The sequence below is a fragment of the Burkholderia sp. BCC0097 genome, from assembly GCF_902832985.1.
Classification (GTDB): domain Bacteria; phylum Pseudomonadota; class Gammaproteobacteria; order Burkholderiales; family Burkholderiaceae; genus Burkholderia; species Burkholderia orbicola.
This window is the reverse complement of the sequence record NZ_CADFDM010000001.1, coordinates 1,122,932-1,147,892: the sequence shown is the minus strand read 5'-3', so window position 1 is coordinate 1,147,892 and position 24,961 is coordinate 1,122,932. Positions and strand designations below refer to the sequence as shown.

Below are 24,961 nucleotides of genomic sequence, written 5' to 3'. Positions count from 1 at the left end.
ATCGGCCAGTCGCGCCCGGCGCGAAGCACGCGCTCGACCCCGCCGGTTTCATCAGACGTGAAACGCGGTACCGTCCGCAGAGCACGAGCGAATCCGGCACTCCGCCGCCGGACAATGACGTTTTTTTGCATCCCCACCCAGCCGCACGATTGACTCGCTGGAGTGCGCGCCATTACCCTTGCGCGCTGATGGTTCCCGGAGACGGGATCAAAAGGGAACGCAGGCGAGGCAACGCCTCGAAGCTGCGGCTGCCCCCGCAACTGTGAGCGGCGAATCCGTGCCACCGCATGCCACTGGGAAACCGGGAAGGCCCGCACGGACGACGACCCGCGAGCCAGGAGACCTGCCATCGACCCGAGGTCCAGCAGCCGCACCGGGCGGGGTGTCCCGATGCGCCAGGCGCCGCCCCCGGCGGCCGCCCGTTGCATGGACGACCCGACCTCAGGATCCGTCAGATGTCCATCGTTACCGAATCCGCTTCCCGAACGGAAGCGTCGCACCGACACGCCGTCGGCATGCGCCCCCTGGCCGCCCGCCGCTCACGATCGCCGTACACGCCACACGCTTTGTCCCGCCGCCTCATGAACATTCGTCACCTGCTTGCCACGTCCGCCGCCACCGCGCTGCTTTCCCCGCTCGCCCATGCGGCCGGCGACACGGCGCTTGCGCAGCCCGCCGCGCCGGCGTCAGGCGCGGACCTGCCGACGATCAGCGTGACCGACACGCGGCATTTGCCCGAATCGTTCGACCGCCGCTATGCGTCGACGCAGGTGCTCACGCGCGAGGATCTCGACCGGCTGTCGCCCGCCGACCCGAGCATCACGCAGGCGCTCGCGACGCTGCCGGGCGTGACCGTCGCGCAGAACGGCGGGCCCGGCTCGTCCGCGTCGGTCAGCATCCGCGGCTCGTCGGCGAGCCAGGTCGCCGTGTTCATCGACGGCATCCGGATCGGCTCGCCGACCACCGGCATCGCGCCGTGGGCCGACCTGCCGACCGAAGCGTTCGAGCGCGTCGAAGTGATCTCCGGGCCGGCCGCCGCGTCGTTCGGCAACAACGCGATGGGCGGCGTCGTGCAGTTGTTCACGCGTCGCGCCGCCCAACAGCCGAACCAGACCACCGTGTCGTTCGGCGGCGGCTCGAACAAGACGTTCGACACACAGTTCCGCACGTCGGGCACGGTGCCGTCGACGGGACCGCTGGCCGCGCTCGGCGGGCTCACCTACTCGCTCGGGCTGCACGACTACAACACGGCCGGCATCGATGCGACGCGGCCGTTCTTCTACGGCCACGAAGACGGCCGCAATCCGTATCACGCGCAGGATCTCGACGCACGGCTCGGCTACGCGCGCGACAACTGGTCGATCTCGACGTTCGCGCTGTACCACCGCTCCGATCTGTCCTACGACAACAGCGGCTACGCGAATCGCGAGCTCGATCACCAACTGACGACCGGCGTCGCGGTCCATCTCGACATCACGCCCGATACGCAGTTCGACCAGTCGTTCGGTTATGCGAACGACCGCCAGTTCATCTACGCGGACAATCCGACCCTCGCGACCGATCAGATCAATTCACAGCGCATCAGCACGTCGACGTCGCTGACCCATCAGGAGCACGGGTTTCACCTGTTCGGCCTGCCGCTGTCGGGCGAATCGAAGCTCGCGTACGACTTCACGCGCGAACAGGCGTTCCTGCCGGTCGACATTCCCGGCGGCGTGCCGACGCGCAACGATTCCGCGTTCTCGCTGCACCAGTCGGCGACGCTCGGCCGCGTCACGATGTTCGTCGCGGGCCGTCACGAGATCATCGCCGGGCAAGCGGTGAACACCGGCAACGCCGCGCTGTCGTGGGCGATCACGCCGGTCTACACGGCGCGCGTGTCGTACGGCAACGCGTTCCGCCTGCCGACCTTCAACGACCTGTACTACCCCGGCTACGGCAATCCGAACCTCAGCCCGGAACGCAGCACGTCGGTCGAGGCCGCGCTCGACGCGAACACGGCGTACGGCACGTTCACCGCGGCGATCTACGACACGCGCGTCAACAACCTGATCGCGTACAACCCGGCGACGTTCTCGCCGATGAACATCGGCCGTTCGCACATTCGCGGCATCGACCTGTCGTACAAGGGGACGATCGGCCGTTCGACGCCGGTGAGCGTCGCGGTCGGCATCCTGAATCCGCAGGACGAGACCAACCAGACCTGGCTCAGCCGCCGGCCGCGCCAGACGGTCAGCCTGAACGTCGACCACACGTGGGACGAACTGAAGCTGCACGCGCTGAGCACGGGCGCGTCACTGCTGTACGGCGGCTCGACGTTCGACGATCCGGCTAATCGGCAGTATCTGGCGTCGTACCTGACGGTGAGCCTGCGCGCGTCGTACCGGATCAATGCGCACCTGAGCGTGTCGGCGTCGCTGTCGAACCTGTTCGACCGGCAGTACATGACCGCGTACGGCTACAACACGCTTGGCCGCACCGCGTTCGGCAAGGTCAGCTATACGTTCTGACGGCCACGCACATCGACGCAAGGAACCCCACCGGCACGCGCGCCTAGATCAGCCCGCGCACGCCCGCGACCAGCTGAATCGCGCCGAATACCGCGACGACGGCCGCCGACCCGCGCGACAGCGCGTGCATGAACGCGAACGACAGCTTCGTGCGCAGCGCGGCGCTCGCGCTGCTGAGGCACAGCCACCACATGGCCGAACCGATGAATACGCCTGCCACCATCCACGCGACGGTCGCCCACATCGCGCCTTCCTGCGCCCCCGGTAACGGGCCGAGCGCCGCGAAGATCCCGACGAACGACACGATCGTCATCGGGTTCGACAGCGTGAGGCCGAACGTCGTCAGGAAATCGCGCAGGACGGTCGTCCGCGGCAGGTCGCGTTGCCCCGCCGGCGCGGCCGGCGCCTGGCGTGCGATAGTCCATGCGAGCCAGACGAGAAACGCGCCGCCGCCGATTTTCAGGCCGACGGTCAGCATCGGGAACGCGGTAACGATGCCCGCGACGCCCAGTGCGCCGAGCAGACCGTAAATCGCATCCGCGCACGCGGCGCCGATGCCCGTCGCGAAGCCCGCCTGGAAGCCGCGGCTCAGGCTGCGCTGAATGCACAGCATGCCGATCGGGCCGACCGGCACCGCGATCGACAACCCCATCACGACGGATTTGATGAACATCGCCCGCTCCTTGCAACATCCAGTAGATCGAACAGGCATCGTAGGGAAAGTCCGGCCCCCGCTGAATGCGGTTTTTAAGGAAAAATGGCGGCTCTACCTTAAAAAACGCCCGCCGCGATGGACGATCTGGACTGGAAGGTGCTGGCGCTGCTGCAGGACAACGGGCGCATCAGCTATACGGAGCTCGCGCGCCAGGTTCACCTGTCGGTGCCGGCGGTGACGGAGCGCGTGAAGCGTCTTGAAGCGGCCGGTGTGATCGACGGCTACACCGCCCGGATCAATCCGTCCGCGGCCGGCTATCCGGTGAGCGCGCTGATCGGCATCACGGTGCCGCAACCGGCGAAAGCGAAGTTCCTCAAGCTGCTGGAGACGATTCCCGAAGTCGTCGAATGCCATCACGTGACGGGCGCGGATTCGTATGTGATGCGGTTCGTCGCCGTCAGCATGGCTCATCTCGAGCAACTGATCGAACGGATCAACCTGTACGGCGAGACACGCACGTCGATCGTGATGTCGACGCCGTTGCCGGCGCGCGGGATGGCGCGGCCGCCGTCGAAGCCTGGCAACACGCGTCGGTAGCGGGCCGCGGTTTCGGGATCGTTCGACGCGACCGGCCGGGGCCGGCGACGACCGATGGTCGCCGGCCCCGGCCATGCGCTGGGCTCCCCGATGACGATCGGTGCGGACCGGCTATTTGCCGACCGCACCGCCGAGCAGGCCACCCACCAGCGACGTCACCGGCGCAAGCGGATTGGCGAGACCGCCCAGCGGCGAGCCGCCGCCGCTCGTACCGGTCGCGGAGCCGTCGTGCACGGTCGCCGGGATGCCGCCGACCACGCTCGTCACCAGACCGGCAACCGGCACCGCGCCGTTCGGGCCGCTCGGGTTCACAAGCCCGCCCGTATTGGTCACCGTGTTGCCGACCGCCCGAACGAGGCCGCCGACCGCGCCGACGATCGGCTGCGGCGACGTGGACGTCACCTTCCATCCGGCCGACGTGATCGCACCGCCGACCTGCCCGAGCAGGCCCGCGACCGGCTGCCCGAGGCCGGTTGCCGTGCCGACCTGCTGCGTGAGCTGGCCCGCCGTCGTCACGAGCGGCGTGATCGCGGTGCTGATCGCCTGCGTCGCCTGCTGGACCGGGGCCGACGCCAGGGTCGCGCCGAGCATGGTGCCGCCCGACTTCAGGCCGCCGGCCACCGTGTCGAGCAGGCCGCCGACGGGCGTCGTGATCGGTGCGAGCGGTGACAGCGGGCCAGAGCCGAGCGCCTTCACCGTTTCGCTGAGGCCGTTGACCGGGTTGCTGGTCGAGCCGACGAGGGTGCCGAGGCCCGTTACCGTCCTGCCGACCGGGTTCGGCGTAAAGCCGATCTGACCGATACCGTTGCTCACGGCGTTCGTCGTATCGCGGATGATCGTGCCGACGCCGGTAACCGTGTCGGCCGGCCCGGCCGTCACCGCCTTGCCGACGCCCGGCAGCGTCACGTCGCCGAGCGTCGCGCCCGCGGCCAGCACGACTGCGCCGACGGAACTGATGATGCCGTTGGTGCCGGGTGTGCCGCTGGTTCCGCTCGTGCCGCCTGTGCCGCTGGTTCCACTCGTGCCACTGGTTCCACTCGTGCCACTGGTTCCACTCGTGCCACTGGTTCCACTCGTGCCACTGGTTCCACTCGTGCCACTGGTTCCACTCGTGCCGCTGGTTCCACTCGTGCCGCTGGTCCCACTCGTGCCGCTGGTCCCACTCGTGCCGCTGGTCCCACTCGTGCCGCTGGTCCCACTCGTGCCGCTGGTCCCGCTCGTGCCACTGGTCCCGCTCGTCCCGCTGGTTCCGCTGGTTCCACTGGTTCCACTGGTTCCGCTCGTCCCGCTCGTACTCGTCCCGATGTTGTTACCGGCCAGCGTCGGTGCCGTAATGTCGCCGCCGCCGCATGCCGCGAGCGCGCACGCCGCGGCAATGGCGGCGAACGCAACGTTCGCCTTGATGAAGTGATCTTGCATGGAAGCCCCCGTTCGCTATTCAGCGCGATCACCCCAACAAGCATCTACCGTGCCATTTCCATCGGCCTCCTTCACAATTTCACAATCGCCTTTCGATAGCCGTCCGCGCCGCACCGCGCGGCATGGCGCATCACGTGCGGATCGTGCCTCGCGGCGCGGTCCGCCCTGGCATTCCGATAACGCCGACGTAACACCGGTCCTGCGTTACGTAGCACGAGCCAGGAAAAACCGGCTCGTCCATCCGTACACGGGCCACACAGTCGTCACGGTCGTCACGGTCGTCACGGTCGTCACGGTCGTTTCACCAGTTTCACGATCGTCAGTGTGCCGTTGACGTTTTCCACTCGAACCCGGACGCTGTCGCCCACATGCAACGACGGGATCATCGCCGTGTCGCCGGCCTTGAACGCCATCGTCATCGGCGGCATTCCGATGTTGTCGAGGGCGCCGTGCTTCAGCTTCACGAGCTGGCGCCCTGCGTCGATTTCCTTGACTTCGGCGTCGGTCAGCTTCGTATCCGGTACCGACATGGTCGTGTCGCCTGACTTCATGCCGGACATGTCGCCACCCGAGAGCGCCGACGTTGCAACGATCGCCATCGCACACGACACGACGACAGCGCGAAAACAGGTTTTCATCGAGCGTCTCCCGTCGGTCCCGGCGCGTTTCCCCCGCCAGCCGGTGCTACGCATCACACGATCAACGTCACACCGGCCCATGCGATCAGCACGGCACCCAGCACACGGCCGATACGATCGCCGCCCGGCAGCACCTTTTCCACGAACACGAACAGCGACAACGCGACGATCCATACGACGTTCATCACGCCGCCGACGAACAGCAGCGCCATCAGCAACCAGCAGCAGCCCACGCAAACCATGCCGTGCCGCGCACCCAGCAGGAAACTGCCGGCAACGCCCGGACGCCAGTGCGCGACCAGGAATGCCGCCGGCGCACGGCATTGCCGCAGGCACGCACGTTTCAGCGGCGAGAATTGGTAGAGTCCGGCCAGCGCCAGCACGATCGCGGAAAGAAGCGCACTCTTCGACCACAGCATCATCGCGGAGATCAGCCCGGCCGGCTGCAGCAGCGCCTGAAGCAACGCCGCGCCGATCGAGAACGCCAGCCATGTCGTCAGATAGCCGGCCAGCAGCGCGACCGACGTGAACGCCGATCCCGCCGCCCCGTCGCCGTGCTGCCGCAGCACGCGCCGGTACAGCATCACGAGCGGCGCCGCACCGGGCGTCATCATCGCGATCATCATCACCCACCACATCGCGATCACGGTCGGCAGAGACGGATCCATGCTGCCCATGCCGTCCGCCAGCCGATGCGGAAACAGCGCGAGGGTCGTCATGTCCCGCGCCGACATGCCGGTTCCCGCGCCGGTCCAGAGATAAAACCAGCACAGCCCCACGAGCGCGGCCATGCCGAGCAGCGTGACGACCCGCTCACGCGCGAGCCAGGAGTCGAACGGCGTCATGCCGCGGCGCGATGCCGGATCAGTCCGTGATTGTTCAGATGCAGCCGCGCGAATTGCGCATAGGTTCCGTCGAGATTCAGCGCGATGTTGCCCTGCGAGCGCCCCGTGCCCGAACCGATCTCGGCCAGCTCGTATTCGAAACCGTGCGGCAGGTCGATCCGCACGCGATGCTCGGCCCCCGTCACCGGATTGCGGATGGGTTCGCCGGCCGCGTCGAACACACCATCCACGTGAATCCGGCCGCGCCGCGCATCGACATCGACGTCGAAATCGATCTTCGTGAAGATCGGATCGAACGCGTGCTCGAGCGTCGACGCATACACCGAGAACATCGTCGCAAATGGATCGGTATCCTGACCGGTCATGATCTTCAGCACGGCATCGCGCTGCGCCGGACTGGCGCGCTCATCGACAATCGGCTGGCACTGTCCCTTGCCTTCATGCACGGCGCCCGGCCACTGGAACACCACCGCGATCCTGACGCCGTCGAGCACCACGTCGCCGTAGTGGCCGCTGTCGATCGAAATCGCCCCCATCGCTTCGCAGTTGCCGTTGGTCGGCAGCGCATTGAACTGACAAGGGCAACCGTATGAGCAATTGCAACTGATCATTTCGGTTCCCTGAATTTCCCACGGCGTCATGGCTCCACCTCGCGCGCTGAAACGGACGAACGCTTCGAATCTAGTGCACGGGATGAGGGAAAGCAAAGCGGGAATGGCGGCGTGAAAACCGCGCGTTGCGGCCTCACGTAAGACGTTTCGGGATGCGTTCGCGGGGCTGTTCGTGAAACCGTCCGGCCAGCCTGTTCTCACACGATCAGCGATACGACGATCGCACACCACACCGCGCCTGCGCCGCACAGAAACACGCGCCGCGCAACGAACATTCGCGACTCGTCGTCGGGTGTTTTCATCGGCGACGTCGCGAGAAACGGCACGCTGGCTAGGCACGCGAACCCCGCCAGCGCCGGCACGATCACGACGTAGTCGCCGAATCGCCAAGGCAGTGCCTCGTGCAACCCCCAGTAGCCGAGAAACAGCATGCCCATCGAGAACATCGTCGCCGCGGCCGAACTGAGCGCGACCACCGATCCTGTCGGAAATTGCACGGGAACCTCCCCTCGCGCGGCGCGCGATGCAACGTCTCTCGCCGGAGATCAACATCATCTCGTCCGCCGGCAACGAAGTCGGGCATTCGGGCGCGAAAGCATCGAGCGCATCGTCTCCGCCCCTCAGCGAATGCGCGTTGTCACGGATTGACAGAGTCAGCCTGATCGAGCGGTCATGCCGTACTCGTCCGGGAGGACGCGCGTGACACCGTCAACCCGGCTTTTTCGTGCCCTGCGCAACGGAAATCCACCCGACCACCGCCGCGGCGACCCAGCAACAGGTGATCATCAGGTCCAGATCCATCAGTCCCTGGAAATTCGTACTGTTTTCGAAACTGCAGCGCTGATGGCCCCTGACCCACATGCAACCGCTGATCAGCTGCTGGATGTGCATGTAGACGCTGTACACGGCAACGGCCGAAGCGATGACGGCGACCCGCAGGCTTATGCTCTTTTTCATTGACGCTGAAGGCGTGGGATGATCTCCCGGCGATCTTAAGCCAATGGCGATGCGTGACGCAATCGATCCGGGGTCGACCCGATCGACCGGCACGCGTAAAAGGACATCGATCTCGCCGCGGCAACGCGGACCACCATGACGAAACAAGACACGATCGCACTGATCGTCGATCCCGACAGCGGCGAGCGGATTCGCGACATCGCCGCGCACGCACGGCATACGTCGCGTCGCTCGGTTGCCTCACGACACGTGCCGGCATGGCCGCGCAAGCAGCACGCCGCGCGGTACGTCGGTGTCGGTGCTGATCGCCGCACGCGCCGCCGGCCTGCGCGTTCGCCGGCGCGGCGGTTCAATTGACGGGCGCGGTGGCATCGGCAATCAGCGTGCAGCGGGCGGCATGACGCGTCCCATGCGTGCCCGGCATGCATGGCGCCCCTTCATTCAGCGATGCTTCCCGCCATGCTTGCGCGCCCGATGCTCGGCGCGCTTCTGCAACAGCACCGGCATCAGTTCCTCGATGTACTGCCGCGCCTGCCCGCGTGTGACGATCTCGCTGAAGCGCTGATGCGCCCTGTCCTGGCCCACGAGCGCCGCATGCGCTTTTCTCAGGATGTGCAGATAAGCGATCAGGCTCGTGCCGTCGCGTACGGGCAGCGCATCGCGCGGGTCCGGAGTCGGGGCGGTACTCATGTTCCAATCCTTTGCGGACAATCCGTCCGGCACGTCGTCGTGACGAGTCCGAGCAGGTCGTTGGCGAGACGGTCGCGATCGGTGAGCGGTGCGAGGCCGAACAGCCGCTCGAGCGTCGCGGCCACCGACGCGTGGTCATACGGTGTGTGATCGACCTGCCCGCCCGCGACCCAGGGCGAAATCACGATCGCCGGCACGCGAACGCCATACACGTCGAAGCCGAAGCCGCTCGCGTTCAGCGTCGCGGGTGCGCCATCGTTGGGCGGCGGCGCAACACCCGGCCTGACCGAATCGTAGAAGCCGCCGTGCTCGTCGTAGACGATCACGAACAGGCTGCTGTTCCACACCGGCGAGTTGCGGATCGCGTTGTACACGCGCGCGGCGAGCTGGTCGCCGCCGGCCAGCCCGTCCATCGGGTGCTGCGAGCTGCCGTTCCGGTAAGTGCCGTGCACGATGTCACCATAACCGGGCTCGATGAACGTGTAGCGCGCGGGGTAGCCGGCCGCGAGATCGGCTTCGAAATGCGCGAGATCATCGACGTCGAAGAAGCTGATGCCCTTCAGCGATGCGACCTGCGGCACGTGGCCGAGCGGGTCGCCGGACTGGTCCTGGTAGATGCGCCAGTTGTCGTCGCCGAGCGAATCGAAGATCGAACCCTTCGGATAGTGGAAGCCGTCGAGCGTATCCCATCCGGCCATTTCCTCCTTGGTCGGCGAATGGTCGAGCCCGGCCGACGACGCGCCATGCAGGAAGAAACGGTTCGGCCAGGTCGGCCCCGGCATCGACGCATGCCACGCGTCGCACAGCACGAACGCCTTCGCGAGCGCGTACAACAACGGTACTTGCGTCGCGGCATCAACGCCCTGCATGATCTTGGCCGCGTCGGCCGGCTGCGGCGGTGTGCCCTCCGAATGCGACGTCGCATAGTTCGACACGAACCCCGAGTTGTCGATGTTCGGATAAGGCTGCCCTTTCCCGAACGGCCTGCCCGCGCCGCAGAGCTGTTCGAGCACGTCGGTGAATTCGTGGCACGGATCGGTCGGCATCCGGTCAGGCGCGCCGCCGCCGAACGGATAGACCGTGCCGCCGTACGCGTTGCTGTTGCCGGGCGACGCGGCGACGATGTCGGCGATGCCCGACAGGGCGAACAGGTGATCGAACGAACGGTTCTCGAGCATCAGCACGAACACGTGCTGGATGCGATCCTGAACCGGCGAGGATGCGGGGGCTGCGTCTGCACTCATGGCGCCTCCTGGCGTCGCGCGACGAACGTCGGGCTGGCACGGCCGTTGGCCCGCTGAAAGCACTGAATGGATTGAAAGCCACGCCCGGGCCGTGAATTGCCGTCGAGTGTACGGCCGCGCCGGCTCATGCGTAAAGCCGCAGGCGCACGGCGTCGCAGTGCATGTGTTCAGTCGTTGGCTGGTGCGGACGACGATGCGCTTCGCCGTGTGCCGCTCGTGACGGGGGACTGTCGGCGCGCTGGGCCAGTGCCAAGTTGCGGCAAAACCGCGAGCGCGCGACATCCGAACGCGCGGCTCGTGACGATACCGAATTGCGGGCATTACCCGACGCCGGAATATCCGCCGTAGTTCGCGATGGTGACCGAGGATTTTCTGCGGGACGCGGTTGCCTGAGCGCGGTATGCGCGCGGCGCCGGTAAAGGCGGGAAAAGCAGAAGAAGCCGCCGCGGCGCGATGACGCCGCCGGCGACCGACGAACGGCACACCGTGCGCCGCTCATCCGGTTCGTCCGGCCATGGGCCGGACAGGTGTCGATCGGTACGCGCTGAGGCGCACCGGTCGTAGCCGCTTAGCGGCGCGGCTGCCCGCTCCGCGGCGGACGCGGGGAATTCGCGTCCTTGTGCCGGAAGTTGATGCGGCCCTTGGTAAGGTCGTACACCGACAGTTCCAGCGTCACGCGATCGCCCGCGAGAATGCGGATGTGGTTCTTGCGCATGCGGCCCGACGCGTACGCGCCAACCACGACGCCGTTTTCCAGCGTGACACGATATTTGCTGTCCGGCAGCACTTCGTCGACGATTCCGTCCAGTTCCAGCAGTTCTTCTTTTGCCAAACCAATTCCTCCAGACAAGGTGATTGACCGCGGCCGCGGCGACTGCCCGGCGCCGGCTCCCGCAAACGGGACGGCGGCCGGCAGGCAGCCGGGATCGGTTCGTTCAGACGGGCCTCGGGCCTGTCTTGCGATCGGAGCCCGGCGCGTTGCGGCGTTCGGGCGGTCAGTGGCTGCGGCGCCAGCAGCGCCGCGCAAGTCGGGACCGCGCCAGCTACGGCATGGCGGCGGTCTGCTCGGGTTGATGCGTTGAAGCGGTGATGCGCTCGCGAAACGACGTGCGTGTCACGAGGGCGTTGCGTCGCATGCGGTTCAGGCATGCCATGAGGGAGGCGTCACGACCGATGCATCGTGAATGTCGCGATGCATCGGTCGTGCGCATCGGAACGCGCCGGCCGCCGTCAAGCGGCGCCCCGCGCGATACTCCATCCGGCAGCGGCCGCCGCTTGGCGACCGATGCCGATGCGGCTCTTACTGCGGCGTGATGTTCGACGCTTGCAGACCCTTCGGGCCACGCTTCACTTCGAAGCTGACCTTCTGGCCTTCGGCCAGGGTCTTGAAGCCCGTGCCGCGAATTTCCGAGAAATGGGCGAACAGATCGTCGCCGCCGTTGTCCGGGGAAATGAAACCAAAGCCCTTGGTTTCGTTGAACCACTTGACGGTACCGGTATCCACAAATACTTCCTTAATACAAATAATTGAACATGCGCCCGCGACGGGCACAGAAAGAATCAAAGAGGGAGAGACCAACGACTGCCGCACGGTGTGCGGCCAATGATGAGCAATCGAACTTCTTGACGACTTCGGTCTCGGACACTACGCGGTAGCGGCCGTTTCGTCAAGTTATTTTGATGCGGCGCACAAGCGCAAATGCTCCTGCGCCTTCTGCGGCAAGTGTTGCCGGCCAATGGAGCCTGCCTCGATATGCCCCTGATTTTCCGCCGGCTTGCGCGTTTTTACTGCGGCTCTGATGCATTCGCTACCGAGCATGAATGGTGGCGGTCGCGCCGAACTGCCTACGGAAGCCATACGTCGCTCGCTAGCCTGCCTCCCCTGACCGCGCGCGATGGCCAGCCGCTGCCGCGCCGCTAGTCGAACGGATTCAGCAACCGGACGCCAGTGCGAGCGAAATCGTCGACGTTGCGCGTGACGACCGTCAGATCGTTGATCAGCGCAGTGGCCGCGATCAACTTGTCGAGTTCGTGCGTCGGATCGGGCACCCGCAAATGCCCCCACATCTGGCTGGTCTCGATATCGACCGGCAGGATGTTCGGCGCATAGCCGGACAGGATCATCGCGATCCAGGCCTCGAGCGCCGACGCCTGGCTATGATCGCCGCGATGACGAATCAGGTCGACGCCGCGCCGCAACTCGGCCACCGTCACGACGGACAGGTAAAGCGGGCTCGCGTCGGCTTCGGCCTGCCTGAAGAACGCCCGCACGCCGCGATTGGTTCGCTTGCCCTTCCTGATTTCGCTGATGACGTTCGTATCAATCAAAAACACGCCTGACCTCGCCTGAATCCTGAACACGTTGGAAATCCGCGTCCTTGCCCACCTCCGGCATGCTCAGCAGCACTTGAGCAAATGTCCGCCGCTTCGGCCGGCCGAGCGCTTCGGCCAGAATGGCTCGATGTTCGGCCTCGGCGCTCCTGCCATTGGCCGCCGCCTGCTCGCGCAGGCTTTGAACGAGAGTGTCATCCACGTTACGCACCAGAAGATTTGCCATGAGTACCTCCATCCAGATTTGCTATCAATGATAGCGCCACGAAGGCAAATTGCAAGCATTGCTATCATCTTCGTGACCGGACGGACCCTGGAGTCGGCTTGAGCCAGCCGCAGCGGACGGCATGAATCCACCCGCGTTCCGCCACTGGCCCGACGCATTGAACTGCTGTCGCTCAAGGTAAGCCGGAGCGGGACGATGGGGAAGCCGGCCGAATGGCCATCCAGCGCATCGATCACGACGCATGTCCGGCCGACGAGGAACGGGATTTGCGGCCCGAGCGCCATCGACGACATAACCAGCGAGCACGGCTATCGCACCGATTCACGCTGAAACATCGTGTTGCACAACGGGCCGCGGCCGTCGCGATCGTTTGATACCATCGAATCACAAGACCGGCGATCGAACGCCGTGCGAAGCGCGCAGCAGACCTTGCATCGACGCGGACCATCCGTGCCTGAAATCCCGATCCAAGACACGAGACGCTCTTCAGTGGACTTTGTTACGCCAGCCCTGCAAACCCTGTTCTCCCCGACACCCGACAAACTCTACTTCCCGGCATGCCTTGCGGCCGTGGCGATCATCGCGTGGCTCGTCGCCCGACACGTGCCGTTCTATCGGTCGGCCGTCGACAAGTCGCTGTCGATGCGCTATCGCAATCTCGACGGTTTCCGCGGCATCCTGGCCACCTCCGTGGTCTTCCATCACTTCGCGTGCAACCAGGCGTTGCTGTCGACCGGCGTCTGGGGGGCCGGCACCGATTTCCTGCGCAATCTCGGGACGATTCCGGTCGCGATGTTCTTCATGGTCACCGGGCTGCTGTTCTGGGAACGCGCGTGCAGAGGCACGCTCGACGTGCGGACCTTCTTCGTCGGGCGCGTGCGACGCCTCGCGCCGCTCTATCTGTTCTACGCGACCGTCATCGTCGCCTGCACGCTTTACTGGTTTCCCGGCAACGCCGTCGGCGCACCGACGCAGTTGCTGGCCGACCTGCTCAAGGCCGTTTCGCTCGGCTGGTTCGGCGCGTTCCCGATCAACGGAGCGGAGCGAACGCCCTATCTGAGCGGCGTCTGGTGGACCCTCGCCTACGAATGGCGGTTCTACGTCGCCGTCCCGTTTCTCGCGTGGTTCGTCGCCACGCGTGCGTGGCGCAAGCTGCTCGCGCTCGCGATCGTCTCGGCCTGTGCCGCGCTGTTCGGCCCGCCCGGCGGCATGGCGCTGCTGTTCGCGTTCGGCGCCGTGGCCTACGAGGTGTCGCGGCACCCCGCGATCTGCGCGCGGCTCGCCACGAAACCGGCGGCGACCGTCGCGCTGCTGATTCTCGCGATATCTCCGTCCCCGATCGAACGCTATTCGATCGAAGGCGCGCTGCCGCTGCTTCCGGTGTTTCTCTGCATTGCATGCGGGAATACGTTCTACGGTGTACTGAGAACCCGGCCGCTCGCGTTGCTCGGCACCGCCAGCTTCAGCATCTACATGATCCACATGGTGATCGTGTACATGATCGTCCACGCAGTCGACAAGTTCGTTTTCCCGATCAATTCCGCCGGCGATTCAGGCATCTGGGCGCTCGCGCTGGCGTGCGCGCTGGTTGCCGTCTTGTGTGCGCTGCTGACTTACCGCTACGTCGAGCACCCGTTCATCGCAAGACGCAACGACGCACGCCCGGCGCGCCGAGCGGCCGAGCCCGCTCGCGAGCGCCAACCCGTCACGCTGTGAGCCGCCCGCCGCTCAGAAGCGATACGAGATGCCGATCTGCAGGACCGGATACCACCGATAGCGCGACATCATTTGCCGCAGCGAATCGAGCCCGCTCGCGACCAGCACCTGGCTCTTCGCCGGTCCGGCCGCCGCGGCGAGTTCCGGCGACAGCGTGTACGAACATTTCGGTATCCCGTATGCGACGCCGATATCGGCGACGAACCCGAGCCCTTTCGACGCCGGTCGATGCCCGTAGCCGATTCCGACATACGGCATCACGGTCGGATAGCGCGCTTCCGCTACCGCGTACATACCGGGCAGCGCCGGATAGCGCTTGCCGCCGAACACGTAGGTTCCGTTGGTCGGCACCGACACGCCGTGAAGTTCGTCGTCGTTGAAGCGCAGCCCCAGCGTCGCGCGGAAGCCGCTGCCTCGCCACGGGAAGATGTCGGCATAGATGCCGCCCTGGCGCAACTTCAGGTCGTCCTGATAGCGGTTGCCGGCCACCGTGAAGTCATGCGTCAGATTGATCGCGTTGAAATCCGCGTGCGCGCCCAGCATCGAATTGAAGCTCACGGCCGCTCCGATGCCGACGCCCTGCGTGCCGCCCTGCAGGTAGATTTCCTGCGCGTGCGCGCTCGCGGCGAACACCACCGCGACCGCTGCCCATTGATTCACTATCGTTTTCACGGGCGCCTCCCCCGACATGTGCCGGGCGCGACGCCACGTACACGCGACCTTCGTCGCGATGCGCGATGCGAACCCCGGCACGACACCTTGCAAGCACGCTTGCTGTTCGACGGACCGGGGACGCGTTGCACCGTGCGCATGACCGATACGACATGCGCTGCGCATGCACCGTGGCACACGGTGCGCGCGACCCGATCCGATTCCCCGTCTATTTCGATGTCGTTACATGCCGCGAAGGCGCGGATCGTTCTGGCGAAATTCGTCTGCGCCGGCGGCATCGGGTGAACCGCAAAGCGCGTGCCATGCGGCGCTGACCGAGGCGGAAAAAGCGTCATCCGTCGGGACGGGTCGTGGCGGGAATCGCAATCGACGGGAAATGTTTCAGGAACGTATCCGTATTCGGCGCGCGACGCCGAAACACGCGATCGTCGGCATCTGGCGTCGATCGCACAATGCAGGTGGAAAGAGGCTGGACGGCCGTCAGCGCACGGCGGTCGCCGTTGCGATCAAGCGTGCGCCGATGGATACGTTGAAAAAGCGTTGCAAAAGTGCGACCTCGTACCGGTCGCACGCGATGCCGATACGCTATCCCGCGTAACGAGACAGGGTGAATACCGATGCGTGCGCAAGCATCTTGTCGGGGGCATGCACGCCCACCCGCGCGACCGGCCCGATCGGCTGATGGGCAGCGAACAGCCACTTGTTCTCTGTCGGAGGGCGGTTGAAACCGCCGACGATGAACATGTCCTCGATGCGCTCGGTGATAACGACTTCCCGATGACCGCCGGAATCGGTACCATCGAGCGCTCGAAGTCCGGCACGCGTCGGGCTTTTCGCACCACCGATTTCGCCATGTCCCGGGAACCCACACATTCCGTGCTGCTCTGGATCGTCGCCGCTGCGTTCTTCATGCAGTCGCTCGATACGACGATCGTCAACACCGCGCTGCCTTCCATCGCCCAAAGCCTGCATGCGTCGCCGCTCGCGATGCAGCCCGTCGTGGTCGTCTACACGCTGACGATGGCGATGCTCACGCCGGCCTCCGGCTGGCTCGCCGACCGGTTCGGCACGCGCCGCGTGTTCTCGGTCGCGATCCTCGTGTTCGTGCTCGCGTCGATCGGCTGCGCGGTGTCGCATACGCTCGGCCAGCTCGTCATCGCGCGCGCCGTGCAGGGCATCGGCGGCTCGATGCTGCTGCCGATCGGGCGGCTCGCCGTGCTGCGCCGCGTGCCGGGCGAACAATACGTCGCGGCGATCGCGTTCGTGTCGATCGCCGGCCAGCTCGGCCCGATCGTCGGGCCGACGCTCGGCGGCTGGCTCACCCAGGCGATTTCGTGGCACTGGGTGTTCATCGTCAACGTGCCGGTCGGCGTGGTCGGCTTCATCGCCGTGCAGCGCTACCTGCCGCACGACCAGGCAACTCAATCGCCGCCGTTCGACTTCGTCGGCTGTGCGTTGCTGTCGGCCGCGATGATCGCGCTGTCGCTCGCGATCGACCCGCCGATGTCCACGCACCGCGCCGCGTGGTCGGCCGCGCTCGCCGGGCTCGGCCTGGCGAGCGCGCTCGCATACCTGCCCCATGCGCGCAGACGCACGCAGCCGCTGTTCCGGCTCGGGTTGTTCCGCGAGCCGAACTTCGGGTCGGGGCTGCTCGGCAACCTGCTGTGCCGGATCGGCACGAGTTCGGTGCCGTTCATGCTGCCACTGCTGATGCAGGTACAGCTTGGCTATACGCCGCTGCGATCGGGGTTGATGATGCTGCCGGCCGCGATCGCGGGCGTCATCGCGAAACGGTGGATCGCGCCGCTCGTGAAGCGCTTCGGCTATGCGGCGTTTCTGGTCGTGAATACGGGAATCGTCGGCTGCGCGATCGCGGGGTTCGCGCTGGTGTCGGCGCGGCCCGCGCCGGTGCTGGAAGGTGTGCTGCTGATCGTGTTCGGCGCGGCGAATTCGATGCAGTTCGCGGCGATGAACGGCGTGACGCTCAAGGGGCTGTCGCATGCCGACGCAGGCAGCGGCAACAGCCTGTTCACGATGATGCAGATGCTGGCGATGGGGCTCGGCGTGTCGATCGGCGGCGGGCTCGTCAACCTGTTCGCCGCCTATCGGGGCTCGATGGCGCACGGGTTCATGCTGTCGTTCGCGTGCATGGGCATGGTGACGCTGCTGTCGTCCGTCGTGTTCCGGCGGATCGATACGGCCGCGCCGCCGGTCAAGGCGACGGCGCGGCCTTCCGCGTGATCGCGCCCGTCAGTTCACCTGCCGGCGCTCGACGACGCGCTTGAGCACCCAGCGGATCGACGAACCGTCGGCCGGCGGCTGCGCGACGCGGTACTCATCCACTTCGAGCGTGTACAGGTAGCCGGGCTGGTACGCAAACCCTTCGATGCCCGCGTACCACAGGCTCCACGGCTCGCTCGGGCTGCTGCGCACCTGCAGGCACTCCATCGGCGCGACGCCCGTGCAGCGCGCGGACTGCGGCGCGACGTAGACGGTTTTGGTCACGGGCTTGGCGTCGGCCGGACGAGCGGCATTCGGCGCGGTGGCCGCCGCATCGGTCTGGCATCCGGCGACGAGCATGCTGCCGGCAATGACGGCCGCGCCGAACAGCGTTCTGGAGTGACGAATCATCTGATGTTCCTCTGGGAGCGTTGGAGGGCCGATTAGACGAACTGCCCGGCGAGAAAGTTCACAAACACCTTACAGGACGCGTTCGACCACTCTCCTTCAAGTGATGTCGCGCGCGAGCCGATACGTTCGCGTGTTCCCGTTCCGCCGCGCGCTTCGTCACCTGCCAGCCGATCGCCATCGACGGCGGCATCACCGCGTGGCGATCGTGTACCATCGGCGCTTCCCGATACGCTTCGACGCACTGCCGTCGCTCGCCGGCCACGCCCACGCGGTTCGCGCAGCACATTTCCTTCGCATGACCTCATCCGCCTCGTCCGACACCGCGCTGCGCCCGCTGCCGATCGATACACTCGTCGTGCCGGCCACGCTCGACGGACGCACGGGCACCAATCGCTCGGGCAGTGCGCATCCGCAGATCGCCGCGACCAACGACCTCGACGCCGTGCGCGCGTGGCTCGCGCGCTTCGTCGATACGCCGACCACGTTCCAGAACTACCGCAAGGAAGCCGAGCGCCTGCTGCTGTGGGCCGTGATCGCGTGCGGCAAGCCGCTGTCGTCGCTCACGCACGAGGATCTCGTCGTCTACCGGCAATTCCTGCTCGCGCCCGCGCCGGCCGAGCTGTGGTGCGCGAACGGCGGCCGCAAGCATCCGCGCGACGATCCGCGCTGGCGACCGTTCTACGGGCCGCTGTCGGCCGCCAGCCAGCGGCAGGCGCTGGTGATCCTGAACGTGATGTTCTCGTGGCTCGTGCAGGCCGGCTATCTGGCCGGCAACCCGCTCGCGTTGTCGCGACAGCGGCAGCGCCGGCCCGCGCCGCGCGTCACGCGCCATCTCGGGCAGCCGCTGTGGCAATCGGTGAAGGACGCGATCGCCGCGATGCCGCGCGACGATGCGCGCGCGTGCTTCCATGCTGATCGCGCGCGATGGCTCTTCACGCTGCTGTATCTCGGCGGGCTGCGCATCACCGAGGCGGCCGATACGACGATGGGGCAATTCTTCTGCCGGCGCGATGCGAACGGGCACGAGCGCTGGTGGCTCGACGTGACGGGCAAAGGCGGCCGGCAGCGGCTCGTGCCGGCCACCGACGAGATGATGGCCGAGCTGGCGCGCTACCGGCGCACGCACGGCCTGCCCGCGCTACCGCTCGACGGCGAGCCGACGCCGCTCGTGCTGCCGTTCGGTCAGGCGCGCAAGCCGCTCACGCGCGCGGCGCTGCACCGCATCGTGAAGCAGGTGTTCCAGCACGCGGCCGGCCGGCTGCGCGCGAACGGCGAAACCGGCGAGCAGGCGGCGCGCGTGCTCGAACAGGCGTCCGCGCACTGGCTGCGCCACAGCGCGGGCTCGCATATGGCCGACGGCCGCGTCGACCTGCGGCTCGTGCGCGACAACCTCGGCCATGTATCGCTCACGACGACGAGTCAGTATCTTCATGCGGACGATGACTGGCGCCATCGCGAGACGGAAGAGAAGCATCGGATCGGGTGGTAAGCGCATCGCGCGGCGCCGCTCGCTGAACGAGGGCGAGCCCGCCGGGACCCGCCGTTGCCGCGGCACTTCGCACGGTCACTCCTCGCCGGCACGTGGATCCCACTGCACGACATGTCGACACGCTTGCCGTGTCAGTACACGGCCACCCAGTGCCCCGGCACCCATGCCCAGTGATTGCCGGCCCACCGGTAATGCCCCTTCGCCCAGCGATAGCCCGGCGCGGGCGGTGGCGGCGCCACCTCGACGACCGGTGCGGGCTGCGGCGGCCGCACGGGCTCGACCACGCAGGCGGACATCAGCACGGCGCTCGCGCTCACCAATACGGCGAGCGAAACGGATCGGATTTTCATGGTTGATTCTCCCTGTTGTGTAGTGGGTTGACGGCACCCGTCGCGGCTACGCGCTGCGTCACGCGGACTCGCGAATGAGACCGCTCATCGGCCGCGTCGGGCCGCTTTCCACGAACAACGCGGACGCGGTGCGGCGAGGATCGAGCCGCAGGCTGTCGGCGGCCGCGCCCGCGATCAGCGCGTCGAGCGACGCGGTCGGCTTCAGGTCGCGCCCTTCGTACAAATCGCCGGGTCGCAGTCCCGGCCAGTCGGCAATCACGCGACCACCGGCGACCGCGCCGCCCGCCAGCATCGCGACCGACGCCTGCCCGTGATCGGTGCCGCCCGTGCCGTTCACCGCGGCCGTGCGGCCGAACTCGGTCGCGACCAGCACCGTGGTCTGCCGCCACGCGGGCCCGAGGCCGTCGCGCAGCGCGGCGAGCATCGTGTCGAGCGCCTTCAACTGATTCGCGAGCCGCGCGTTCTGCGCGCTATGGGTATCCCAGCCGCCCGTCTCGATCATCGCGATCCGTGGGCCGTCGTCACGCGCGAGAAACGTCGCGGCGAGCTTGCCGACGCCGGCCGGGTCCTGCCGGGCATGCGCATCGCCGGCGAGACCGCGTGCTTCCATCGCGGATTGCCACAACGGGCCGAGCTGCGCGTCGGCTTCGTAGAGCGACGACACGCGCGTGAGCAGATCGTCCGGCGCGGCGGGCAAGCCGGACGGCGCATACGACGCGGCCTGCACGGTGCCGCGCAGCGCGAGCGGCACGGTCGGCGCGAATGCAATCGCGTTGTCGCGCGTCGCGGGCAGCAGCGCGGCGAGCCGGTTCAGCCAGCCGTCCTTCACCTGGTACGGCGCACGGCCGCCCGTTTCGAGCACGTTCTGGCCGTCGAAATGCGAGCGGTCGCGATACGGCGACGCGATCGCATGGACGAACAGCGCCTGACCGTCGCGATACAACTGCGCAGTCTGCGCGAGCGACGGATGCAGCGCGAACGTGCCGTCGAGCCGCGTTGCCGCCGCCGTGTCGATCGCGAGCGGGCCGCGCAGCGACGCATACGCGGGCTCCGCATACGGGACGACGATGTTCAGGCCGTCGGCCGCGCCGCGCTGGATCACGAACACGAAGCGCCGGTCGGTCTCGACGTTCGCGAATACGATGCGCGGCGCGACGAGGATCGCGCCCGCGCCGGCGGCGGCGACGCTGAGGAATTGTCGGCGGGACAGTGCCATGATCATCTCCGTTGGAAATCGGGCGAGACAAGCAGCAGCGCGAGCGACGTCGTCGCGCTTTCGGCGCGCGCGAGCGCGGTCGCGGTCGGCGCGCTCAGCGAACCGGCGAGCAGCGTGTTGCCGAGCGTGCGCGGGTCGAGCCGGTCGCCCGTGCGCGCGGCCAGACGCTGCGCAATCTCGACGCGGCGCACGAGCGCGTCGGGCGCGGCCCAGCTCGCGGCGACGTCGTCGTAGCCGGCCGGCGAGCCCGGCCGCCACACCGGCTGGCCGAGCTGCGCGAGCAGCGGCGCGGGCTTGAGATCACCGGTGTCGCGCCAGCCGAGCCCGCGCAGCGACGATACGGCCCACTCCCACGGTGTCTTGAACTTGCGGTCGACCGGCGACCACGCGTCCGGCGCGTCGACGAGCGCGCGATAGACGGTCGGCAGATCGCCACCGCTCGTGTCGAATGCACGCGCGAGCCGATCGGTCAGCGCGGGCGGCGGGTTGTCGGCGACGAAATGACGGGCGAGCTGAAACGCGATGTGCCGGCCCGTCGCCTCCGATCGCGCGAGGTCGTGCAGGATCGCGCGCGCCTGCGCTTCGCCCGGTTGATCGTAGGTGCGGCCCATCACCGTGCGCGTGCCGGGTTCGTGCAGGTTCGGGCGGAACACGAATGCGCCGGGCGCCGCATCGCCCGGTTGCGGCCCGCGCCCGCCAGCGATGCTCCAGCCGGTCAATGCGCGGGCGAATTCGGTCACGTCGGCTTGCGTGTAGCCGGTGCGCACGCCAAGCGTATGCAGTTCCATGATTTCGCGCGCGAGGTTCTCGTTGAGCCCGCGCTTCGCCGCCGGATTGCGTGCCTGCGCACGCAGCGCGGCCGGACTGTCGGGGCCGACCGAACGCGCCTGATCAAGGAACACCTGCATCGCGGGATGCTGCTCGACGGCGATGAGCATGTCCTCGAAACGGCCGAGCACGTGCGGGCGGATCGCGTCGCGTTCGAATGCGCCCGCGTACGCGGCCACCTGCCCCTTGTCGACCGATACCGCGAAATGGTTCGCCCAGAAATGCACGAGACGTTCGACGAACGGCGCGGGCGTGGTCAGCGCGCTGTTCATGCGCGCGGCGACGGCGCTGCGATACGCGTCGTAGCCATCGCGGCGGATCGATTGCTCGGTCGCGCGCTTCGCGCTTGGGTCGTCGCTCTTCATCGCGTTGCGTGCATCGGCAAAGCGCGTGGCGAGCGTGATTGCGTCCGGTTCGCCGGCCCATGCGGCGGGTCGTGCGTCGTAGCGGTCGAATTGCGCGACGAGTGCCGCTTTCGGATCGGCGGGCGGCGCTTCGTCGGCGCGTGCGCCGAGACCGAAGCGGTTCAGCGCGATCGCGGCCGGCGTGGAGTCGTTCGGGTGGTCCATGACGGGCTCTCTTGCGGTGCGTACTCACGTTCAACGCAAGCACACCGGGAAATCCGTCGCGGGAAGGGAAAATATTCTTTTTTGATCGAGGGAACGCCGGGCGGAAGTTTCTCGCCGCGCGGCGGCAGGCATCGTCAATGGAGAACGGCCGCGCGATTCACCGGAACCGGCACACGCATGACGCGCGAGCGACACGCGGATCGCATGCCGCCCGCGCGCGGCTTACTCGCTCGCCGATGCGTCCGGCTTCTTCTGCAGCTTCGGCGGCAAACGCCAGTTGCCGCTGTGCTGCAACCCGTCGACGAACTTGGCGCGCTCTTCGGGTGTCAGCGTCGCCGCAAAATCGACGACGCTGCGCTCGACCTGCGCCCGCATCGCGGTGTCGGCCGCGCGCGTGCGGTCGAGCGCCGCATCGATCGCCGCGCGATCGAGCTGCGGCGCGGCGAGCAGGTCGAGCACGGTAATCCGGCCGTCGCGCCCTTCCCGCGCGAAATCGCGGCCGCTCTTGCGCGCCGCCTTCAGCGCGGCGGCGAACTCGCGCTGCCGCGCATCGGGCAATTCGTCGGCGGCGAAACGCAACGCGGTGCGCGATGCGGGCGTGCCCGCAGGCAGGTCGCGGTGAGTCGAGAACCACTGATACGCGCCGCCGCCGATCGCACCGAGCATGAACACATTCAACACGACCGAACCGACGAGAATGAATTTCCAACTGCGTTCGCTCATTCGTCGGCTCCGTCGATGCTCGGGCCGCCGAACGTCGTCGTCAGGTAGCCCGGTTCGTGTTGCGCGATCGGCGCACTGCCGAGCATCAGCATCGACACGGCGACCGCACCGGCAAGCGCGCCGGCCAGCCCGACGCCCGCGAACGCGGCGCCCGACCACCATACTCTGCCGCGGCTTCGCGCGCGTTGCGGCGCGGGCGCCGTGGCGACGATACGTTCGACCAGCGCCGGCGCGGGCGGCGCGACCGTGTCCTGCATCAGCCACGCATCCAGTTCGGCCGCCTCGTCGAGCGCTTCCAATGCGTCGCGCGGATGCGCATGCGCCCACGCTTCGGCCGCCGCGCGTTCGGCTTGCGGCCAGCGCCGCGCGTCCGAGCCATACGCGGCGACGATGGTACGAAATCGTTCGGGTGTCATCGCTTGTCCTCGCTAGGTGGATCGCCGGCCAGTTGCGCGCGCAGGTTGCGCCGCGCACGGGCGAGCAGGCTTTCCAGCGCATCGACGGTGATGCCCATCAGGTTGGCCGCTTCCACGTTCGACATTTCCTGATAGTACTGGAGCACCAGCGCTTCCCGCTGCCTCGGCGGCAACGCGGCCAGCGCCTGCCGCACGCGTGCGTCGCGCGAGCGCAGTTCCGCATGCGCGGCCGGCTCCGGCTGCGTATCCGGCACGTCGGGCAGTGTGTCGACAGGCTCCTCGCGCCGGCCGCGCAACCGGTCGTAGCACAGGTTCAGCACGACGCGATGCAGCCACGTGTCGAAGCGGGCTTCGCCTTCGCGCCAGCGCGGCGCCTGGTTCCAGATTCGCAAGAACGTCTCCTGCGCGACGTCCTCGGCTTCGCTCCGGTCGCCGAGCATGCGCGTCGCCAATGCGAGCAGCCGCGGCAGCTTGCGTGCGACGAGCACGCGCACCGCCGACGCATCGCGCGCGCCGACGCGCGCGACGAGTTCCGCGTCCGGATCGCGGTCGCCGCGATCGTTCAACGCCGCCTGCTCCGTCGCGCGGCGCGCGGGCGCCGCCCTGTCACGGCAGGTATCCCCACCGCCCGGCTGAAGCTCATCGTCGTGCTCTCCTTGCATGCGTCGGGCCATCGCCGGACGGCGCCATGCCGACGGTTCCGACGGTTCGGCATCGTCGCGCGCGTCGCGCCCGGCATCGCACACGGTGTCGGCCGTGTCGGTCTCATCGACATCCGGTTCGCGCCGCATGTCGATCCTGTCTACCGGCCGCGCGACCGTCGGCCGGCGCGCTCAATATACGACGACCGGCGCGGGCCGGTAATACACCGGACGGGCCGGCACCACGACGCAGCCGGCCAGCACGATCGCTGCTGCCGCCAATATCACGATGGTTCGAAAGGGCATTGCTTCGACTCATGATGTTGCGTGAAAAATCCGCCGCGCCGGCCTCGCGTGCCGCGCGGCGGCGTGCACGTCAGGCCCAGTGGCCCGGTACCCAGCGCCAGGCCGGGCCACGCGCGTCCCAATGCCCGGGCACCCAGTGGTAACCGACGCGCACGACCTGCCAGTGGCCCGGAATCCACACGTAGCGACCCTGCCGCCAGTGCCAGTGCCCCTGATCCCATACATAACCCGCACGGGCCGCCGGCATCACTTCGACGCGCGGCGGCGGGGGTGCATAAGGCGCGACGATGACGGCCTGTGCGAATACGACGGACGTCGCGAGCGCAGCCATGCCTGCGGCGGCCCATCGCAATGGAACAGAAAGTTTCATGAAAGACTCCGAAATAACGGGCATCGACCGGTGGCGGTCGTTCATGCATTAAACGGAGCAGGCGGAAGAAATCCGTCGCGATATCGGTGAATAAATTTCGGGGGCCACCGCGGCGTCATGCCGACTGGAGGCGCGCACGGCGCGATCGTACGTATCGGCCGCCACGCATGCGGGGTTGCGGTACTGTCACAACGCGGCAAAACTGCCCTTCGACAATGCAGGCGACCGGGATCCCGCTCGTTTCCGGCCCACGCCCCGGCCGTGCTTGCGCACGGCCGCGCGGTTCCCCCTCGCGCCCCATCAAACGAACA

Annotated in this window: 29 protein-coding genes and 1 riboswitch; of the genes, 6 read left to right on the top strand and 23 right to left on the bottom strand. The window is 67.3% G+C overall.

Annotation, left to right across the window (positions count from 1 at the left end; genetic code table 11):
* Positions 1 to 172 precede the first annotated feature (172 nt).
* A riboswitch (cobalamin riboswitch) is annotated at positions 173 to 366 on the top strand.
* A 215-nt stretch (positions 367 to 581) separates the two neighbouring features.
* Positions 582 to 2,510 (top strand): TonB-dependent receptor, encoded by a 1,929-nt coding sequence (locus HWX07_RS05055; protein WP_175875425.1) that lies wholly within the window; start codon positions 582 to 584, stop codon positions 2,508 to 2,510.
* A 43-nt stretch (positions 2,511 to 2,553) separates the two neighbouring features.
* Here HWX07_RS05055 and HWX07_RS05050 read toward each other — a convergent pair whose 3' ends face one another.
* Entirely contained in the window at positions 2,554 to 3,222 is a 669-nt protein-coding gene (locus HWX07_RS05050) for a LysE family transporter (protein WP_175875424.1), read from the bottom strand.
* Between the two features lie 78 nt (positions 3,223 to 3,300).
* Here HWX07_RS05050 and HWX07_RS05045 point away from each other — a divergent pair, with 78 nt between their 5' ends.
* A complete protein-coding gene (locus tag HWX07_RS05045) occupies positions 3,301 to 3,762 on the top strand; it encodes an Lrp/AsnC family transcriptional regulator (protein WP_124547543.1) in 462 nt (153 codons plus the stop codon).
* Positions 3,763 to 3,873: 111 nt separating this feature from the next.
* On the opposite strand, the gene HWX07_RS05040 is transcribed toward HWX07_RS05045, so the two are convergent.
* The 12 genes from HWX07_RS05040 to HWX07_RS04985 all read right to left on the bottom strand — a co-directional run bounded on the left by HWX07_RS05040 (position 3,874) and on the right by HWX07_RS04985 (position 12,723).
* Complete coding sequence (locus tag HWX07_RS05040) at positions 3,874 to 5,181, bottom strand: collagen-like triple helix repeat-containing protein (RefSeq protein ID WP_175875423.1); 1,308 nt, start codon at positions 5,179 to 5,181, stop codon at positions 3,874 to 3,876.
* Positions 5,182 to 5,471: 290 nt separating this feature from the next.
* Entirely contained in the window at positions 5,472 to 5,819 is a 348-nt protein-coding gene (locus HWX07_RS05035; protein WP_175875483.1) for a copper-binding protein, read from the bottom strand.
* A 53-nt stretch (positions 5,820 to 5,872) separates the two neighbouring features.
* Entirely contained in the window at positions 5,873 to 6,664 is a 792-nt protein-coding gene (locus HWX07_RS05030) for a DUF2182 domain-containing protein (RefSeq protein WP_175875422.1), read from the bottom strand.
* Entirely contained in the window at positions 6,661 to 7,305 is a 645-nt protein-coding gene (locus HWX07_RS05025; RefSeq protein WP_074803203.1) for a DUF1326 domain-containing protein, read from the bottom strand. Before HWX07_RS05025 ends, HWX07_RS05030 begins: the two co-directional genes overlap by 4 nt.
* Positions 7,306 to 7,472: 167 nt before the next feature.
* Positions 7,473 to 7,772 carry a hypothetical protein gene (locus tag HWX07_RS05020; RefSeq protein ID WP_175875421.1) on the bottom strand — a complete coding sequence of 100 codons (300 nt, stop codon included), beginning with the start codon at positions 7,770 to 7,772 and terminating at the stop codon, positions 7,473 to 7,475.
* Positions 7,773 to 7,983: 211 nt separating this feature from the next.
* A complete protein-coding gene (locus HWX07_RS05015; protein ID WP_006478971.1) occupies positions 7,984 to 8,232 on the bottom strand; it encodes a hypothetical protein in 249 nt (82 codons plus the stop codon).
* Positions 8,233 to 8,673: 441 nt separating this feature from the next.
* Entirely contained in the window at positions 8,674 to 8,922 is a 249-nt protein-coding gene (locus HWX07_RS05010) for a hypothetical protein (RefSeq protein WP_175875420.1), read from the bottom strand.
* The gene (locus HWX07_RS05005) at positions 8,919 to 10,166 is read right to left on the bottom strand and encodes an alkaline phosphatase family protein (RefSeq protein WP_175875419.1); all 1,248 of its coding nucleotides are present in this window, start codon (positions 10,164 to 10,166) and stop codon (positions 8,919 to 8,921) included. Before HWX07_RS05005 ends, HWX07_RS05010 begins: the two co-directional genes overlap by 4 nt.
* A gap of 568 nt (positions 10,167 to 10,734) precedes the next feature.
* Positions 10,735 to 10,998, bottom strand: coding sequence for a translation initiation factor IF-1 (infA, locus tag HWX07_RS05000; RefSeq protein WP_006483034.1), 264 nt, complete (start codon positions 10,996 to 10,998; stop codon positions 10,735 to 10,737).
* A 468-nt stretch (positions 10,999 to 11,466) separates the two neighbouring features.
* The gene (locus HWX07_RS04995; protein ID WP_006483056.1) at positions 11,467 to 11,670 is read right to left on the bottom strand and encodes a cold-shock protein; all 204 of its coding nucleotides are present in this window, start codon (positions 11,668 to 11,670) and stop codon (positions 11,467 to 11,469) included.
* Between the two features lie 413 nt (positions 11,671 to 12,083).
* On the bottom strand, positions 12,084 to 12,500 hold the full coding sequence (locus HWX07_RS04990) for a type II toxin-antitoxin system VapC family toxin (protein ID WP_175833721.1): 417 nt from the start codon (positions 12,498 to 12,500) through the stop codon (positions 12,084 to 12,086).
* The gene (locus HWX07_RS04985; RefSeq protein WP_175875418.1) at positions 12,487 to 12,723 is read right to left on the bottom strand and encodes a DNA-binding protein; all 237 of its coding nucleotides are present in this window, start codon (positions 12,721 to 12,723) and stop codon (positions 12,487 to 12,489) included. The genes HWX07_RS04990 and HWX07_RS04985 overlap by 14 nt, the downstream gene beginning before the upstream one ends.
* Positions 12,724 to 13,212: 489 nt before the next feature.
* Between HWX07_RS04985 and HWX07_RS04980 the strand changes: the two genes are divergently transcribed.
* A complete protein-coding gene (locus HWX07_RS04980) occupies positions 13,213 to 14,439 on the top strand; it encodes an acyltransferase (protein WP_175875417.1) in 1,227 nt (408 codons plus the stop codon).
* Positions 14,440 to 14,451: 12 nt separating this feature from the next.
* Here HWX07_RS04980 and HWX07_RS04975 read toward each other — a convergent pair whose 3' ends face one another.
* Positions 14,452 to 15,129, bottom strand: a complete 678-nt coding sequence (locus HWX07_RS04975) for a hypothetical protein (protein ID WP_080378829.1) — start codon at positions 15,127 to 15,129, stop codon at positions 14,452 to 14,454.
* A 358-nt stretch (positions 15,130 to 15,487) separates the two neighbouring features.
* Between HWX07_RS04975 and HWX07_RS04970 the strand changes: the two genes are divergently transcribed.
* A complete protein-coding gene (locus HWX07_RS04970) occupies positions 15,488 to 15,709 on the top strand; it encodes a hypothetical protein (RefSeq protein WP_175875416.1) in 222 nt (73 codons plus the stop codon).
* On the opposite strand, the gene HWX07_RS04965 is transcribed toward HWX07_RS04970, so the two are convergent.
* Complete coding sequence (locus HWX07_RS04965) at positions 15,697 to 15,984, bottom strand: hypothetical protein (RefSeq protein ID WP_175875415.1); 288 nt, start codon at positions 15,982 to 15,984, stop codon at positions 15,697 to 15,699. The two genes, HWX07_RS04970 and HWX07_RS04965, sit on opposite strands and share 13 nt — an antisense overlap.
* On the opposite strand from HWX07_RS04965, the gene HWX07_RS04960 reads away from it, so the two are divergent.
* Positions 15,964 to 17,352 (top strand): DHA2 family efflux MFS transporter permease subunit, encoded by a 1,389-nt coding sequence (locus tag HWX07_RS04960; protein WP_175875414.1) that lies wholly within the window; start codon positions 15,964 to 15,966, stop codon positions 17,350 to 17,352. The two genes, HWX07_RS04965 and HWX07_RS04960, sit on opposite strands and share 21 nt — an antisense overlap.
* A 9-nt stretch (positions 17,353 to 17,361) precedes the next feature.
* On the opposite strand, the gene HWX07_RS04955 is transcribed toward HWX07_RS04960, so the two are convergent.
* Positions 17,362 to 17,742: a DUF4377 domain-containing protein gene (locus tag HWX07_RS04955; RefSeq protein ID WP_175875413.1), complete on the bottom strand. Its 381-nt coding sequence runs from the start codon at positions 17,740 to 17,742 to the stop codon at positions 17,362 to 17,364.
* Between the two features lie 295 nt (positions 17,743 to 18,037).
* Here HWX07_RS04955 and HWX07_RS04950 point away from each other — a divergent pair, with 295 nt between their 5' ends.
* The gene (locus tag HWX07_RS04950) at positions 18,038 to 19,231 is read left to right on the top strand and encodes a tyrosine-type recombinase/integrase (protein ID WP_175875412.1); all 1,194 of its coding nucleotides are present in this window, start codon (positions 18,038 to 18,040) and stop codon (positions 19,229 to 19,231) included.
* Between the two features lie 131 nt (positions 19,232 to 19,362).
* On the opposite strand, the gene HWX07_RS04945 is transcribed toward HWX07_RS04950, so the two are convergent.
* The 7 genes from HWX07_RS04945 to HWX07_RS04915 all read right to left on the bottom strand — a co-directional run bounded on the left by HWX07_RS04945 (position 19,363) and on the right by HWX07_RS04915 (position 24,650).
* Complete coding sequence (locus tag HWX07_RS04945) at positions 19,363 to 19,581, bottom strand: YXWGXW repeat-containing protein (RefSeq protein WP_027780761.1); 219 nt, start codon at positions 19,579 to 19,581, stop codon at positions 19,363 to 19,365.
* A gap of 58 nt (positions 19,582 to 19,639) precedes the next feature.
* Positions 19,640 to 20,803 (bottom strand): DUF1501 domain-containing protein, encoded by a 1,164-nt coding sequence (locus HWX07_RS04940; RefSeq protein ID WP_175875411.1) that lies wholly within the window; start codon positions 20,801 to 20,803, stop codon positions 19,640 to 19,642.
* A complete protein-coding gene (locus HWX07_RS04935) occupies positions 20,800 to 22,194 on the bottom strand; it encodes a DUF1800 domain-containing protein (RefSeq protein ID WP_175875410.1) in 1,395 nt (464 codons plus the stop codon). The genes HWX07_RS04940 and HWX07_RS04935 overlap by 4 nt, the downstream gene beginning before the upstream one ends.
* Positions 22,195 to 22,416: 222 nt before the next feature.
* Positions 22,417 to 22,917, bottom strand: coding sequence for a periplasmic heavy metal sensor (locus HWX07_RS04930; RefSeq protein WP_175875409.1), 501 nt, complete (start codon positions 22,915 to 22,917; stop codon positions 22,417 to 22,419).
* The gene (locus HWX07_RS04925) at positions 22,914 to 23,333 is read right to left on the bottom strand and encodes a hypothetical protein (protein WP_175875408.1); all 420 of its coding nucleotides are present in this window, start codon (positions 23,331 to 23,333) and stop codon (positions 22,914 to 22,916) included. Before HWX07_RS04925 ends, HWX07_RS04930 begins: the two co-directional genes overlap by 4 nt.
* Complete coding sequence (locus tag HWX07_RS04920) at positions 23,330 to 24,124, bottom strand: RNA polymerase sigma factor (RefSeq protein WP_175875407.1); 795 nt, start codon at positions 24,122 to 24,124, stop codon at positions 23,330 to 23,332. Before HWX07_RS04920 ends, HWX07_RS04925 begins: the two co-directional genes overlap by 4 nt.
* Before the next feature lie 226 nt (positions 24,125 to 24,350).
* Positions 24,351 to 24,650, bottom strand: coding sequence for a YXWGXW repeat-containing protein (locus HWX07_RS04915; protein ID WP_175875406.1), 300 nt, complete (start codon positions 24,648 to 24,650; stop codon positions 24,351 to 24,353).
* Positions 24,651 to 24,961: the final 311 nt, after the last annotated feature.

What these genes read in the sequence shown, in the direction of transcription:
- HWX07_RS05055 (WP_175875425.1), top strand. Translation starts at nt 582, where the DNA reads ATGAACATTCGTCACCTGCTTGCCACGTCCGCCGCCACCGCGCTGCTT.
- HWX07_RS05050 (WP_175875424.1), bottom strand. Translation starts at nt 3,222, where the DNA reads ATGCCTGTTCGATCTACTGGATGTTGCAAGGAGCGGGCGATGTTCATC.
- HWX07_RS05045 (WP_124547543.1), top strand. Translation starts at nt 3,301, where the DNA reads ATGGACGATCTGGACTGGAAGGTGCTGGCGCTGCTGCAGGACAACGGG.
- HWX07_RS05040 (WP_175875423.1), bottom strand. Translation starts at nt 5,181, where the DNA reads ATGCAAGATCACTTCATCAAGGCGAACGTTGCGTTCGCCGCCATTGCC.
- HWX07_RS05035 (WP_175875483.1), bottom strand. Translation starts at nt 5,819, where the DNA reads ATGAAAACCTGTTTTCGCGCTGTCGTCGTGTCGTGTGCGATGGCGATC.
- HWX07_RS05030 (WP_175875422.1), bottom strand. Translation starts at nt 6,664, where the DNA reads ATGACGCCGTTCGACTCCTGGCTCGCGCGTGAGCGGGTCGTCACGCTG.
- HWX07_RS05025 (WP_074803203.1), bottom strand. Translation starts at nt 7,305, where the DNA reads ATGACGCCGTGGGAAATTCAGGGAACCGAAATGATCAGTTGCAATTGC.
- HWX07_RS05015 (WP_006478971.1), bottom strand. Translation starts at nt 8,232, where the DNA reads ATGAAAAAGAGCATAAGCCTGCGGGTCGCCGTCATCGCTTCGGCCGTT.
- HWX07_RS05010 (WP_175875420.1), bottom strand. Translation starts at nt 8,922, where the DNA reads ATGAGTACCGCCCCGACTCCGGACCCGCGCGATGCGCTGCCCGTACGC.
- HWX07_RS05005 (WP_175875419.1), bottom strand. Translation starts at nt 10,166, where the DNA reads ATGAGTGCAGACGCAGCCCCCGCATCCTCGCCGGTTCAGGATCGCATC.
- HWX07_RS04985 (WP_175875418.1), bottom strand. Translation starts at nt 12,723, where the DNA reads ATGGCAAATCTTCTGGTGCGTAACGTGGATGACACTCTCGTTCAAAGC.
- HWX07_RS04975 (WP_080378829.1), bottom strand. Translation starts at nt 15,129, where the DNA reads ATGTCGGGGGAGGCGCCCGTGAAAACGATAGTGAATCAATGGGCAGCG.
- HWX07_RS04970 (WP_175875416.1), top strand. Translation starts at nt 15,488, where the DNA reads ATGTTTCAGGAACGTATCCGTATTCGGCGCGCGACGCCGAAACACGCG.
- HWX07_RS04960 (WP_175875414.1), top strand. Translation starts at nt 15,964, where the DNA reads ATGTCCCGGGAACCCACACATTCCGTGCTGCTCTGGATCGTCGCCGCT.
- HWX07_RS04965 (WP_175875415.1), bottom strand. Translation starts at nt 15,984, where the DNA reads ATGTGTGGGTTCCCGGGACATGGCGAAATCGGTGGTGCGAAAAGCCCG.
- HWX07_RS04955 (WP_175875413.1), bottom strand. Translation starts at nt 17,742, where the DNA reads ATGATTCGTCACTCCAGAACGCTGTTCGGCGCGGCCGTCATTGCCGGC.
- HWX07_RS04950 (WP_175875412.1), top strand. Translation starts at nt 18,038, where the DNA reads ATGACCTCATCCGCCTCGTCCGACACCGCGCTGCGCCCGCTGCCGATC.
- HWX07_RS04945 (WP_027780761.1), bottom strand. Translation starts at nt 19,581, where the DNA reads ATGAAAATCCGATCCGTTTCGCTCGCCGTATTGGTGAGCGCGAGCGCC.
- HWX07_RS04940 (WP_175875411.1), bottom strand. Translation starts at nt 20,803, where the DNA reads ATGATCATGGCACTGTCCCGCCGACAATTCCTCAGCGTCGCCGCCGCC.
- HWX07_RS04935 (WP_175875410.1), bottom strand. Translation starts at nt 22,194, where the DNA reads ATGGACCACCCGAACGACTCCACGCCGGCCGCGATCGCGCTGAACCGC.
- HWX07_RS04930 (WP_175875409.1), bottom strand. Translation starts at nt 22,917, where the DNA reads ATGAGCGAACGCAGTTGGAAATTCATTCTCGTCGGTTCGGTCGTGTTG.
- HWX07_RS04925 (WP_175875408.1), bottom strand. Translation starts at nt 23,333, where the DNA reads ATGACACCCGAACGATTTCGTACCATCGTCGCCGCGTATGGCTCGGAC.
- HWX07_RS04920 (WP_175875407.1), bottom strand. Translation starts at nt 24,124, where the DNA reads ATGCGGCGCGAACCGGATGTCGATGAGACCGACACGGCCGACACCGTG.
- HWX07_RS04915 (WP_175875406.1), bottom strand. Translation starts at nt 24,650, where the DNA reads ATGAAACTTTCTGTTCCATTGCGATGGGCCGCCGCAGGCATGGCTGCG.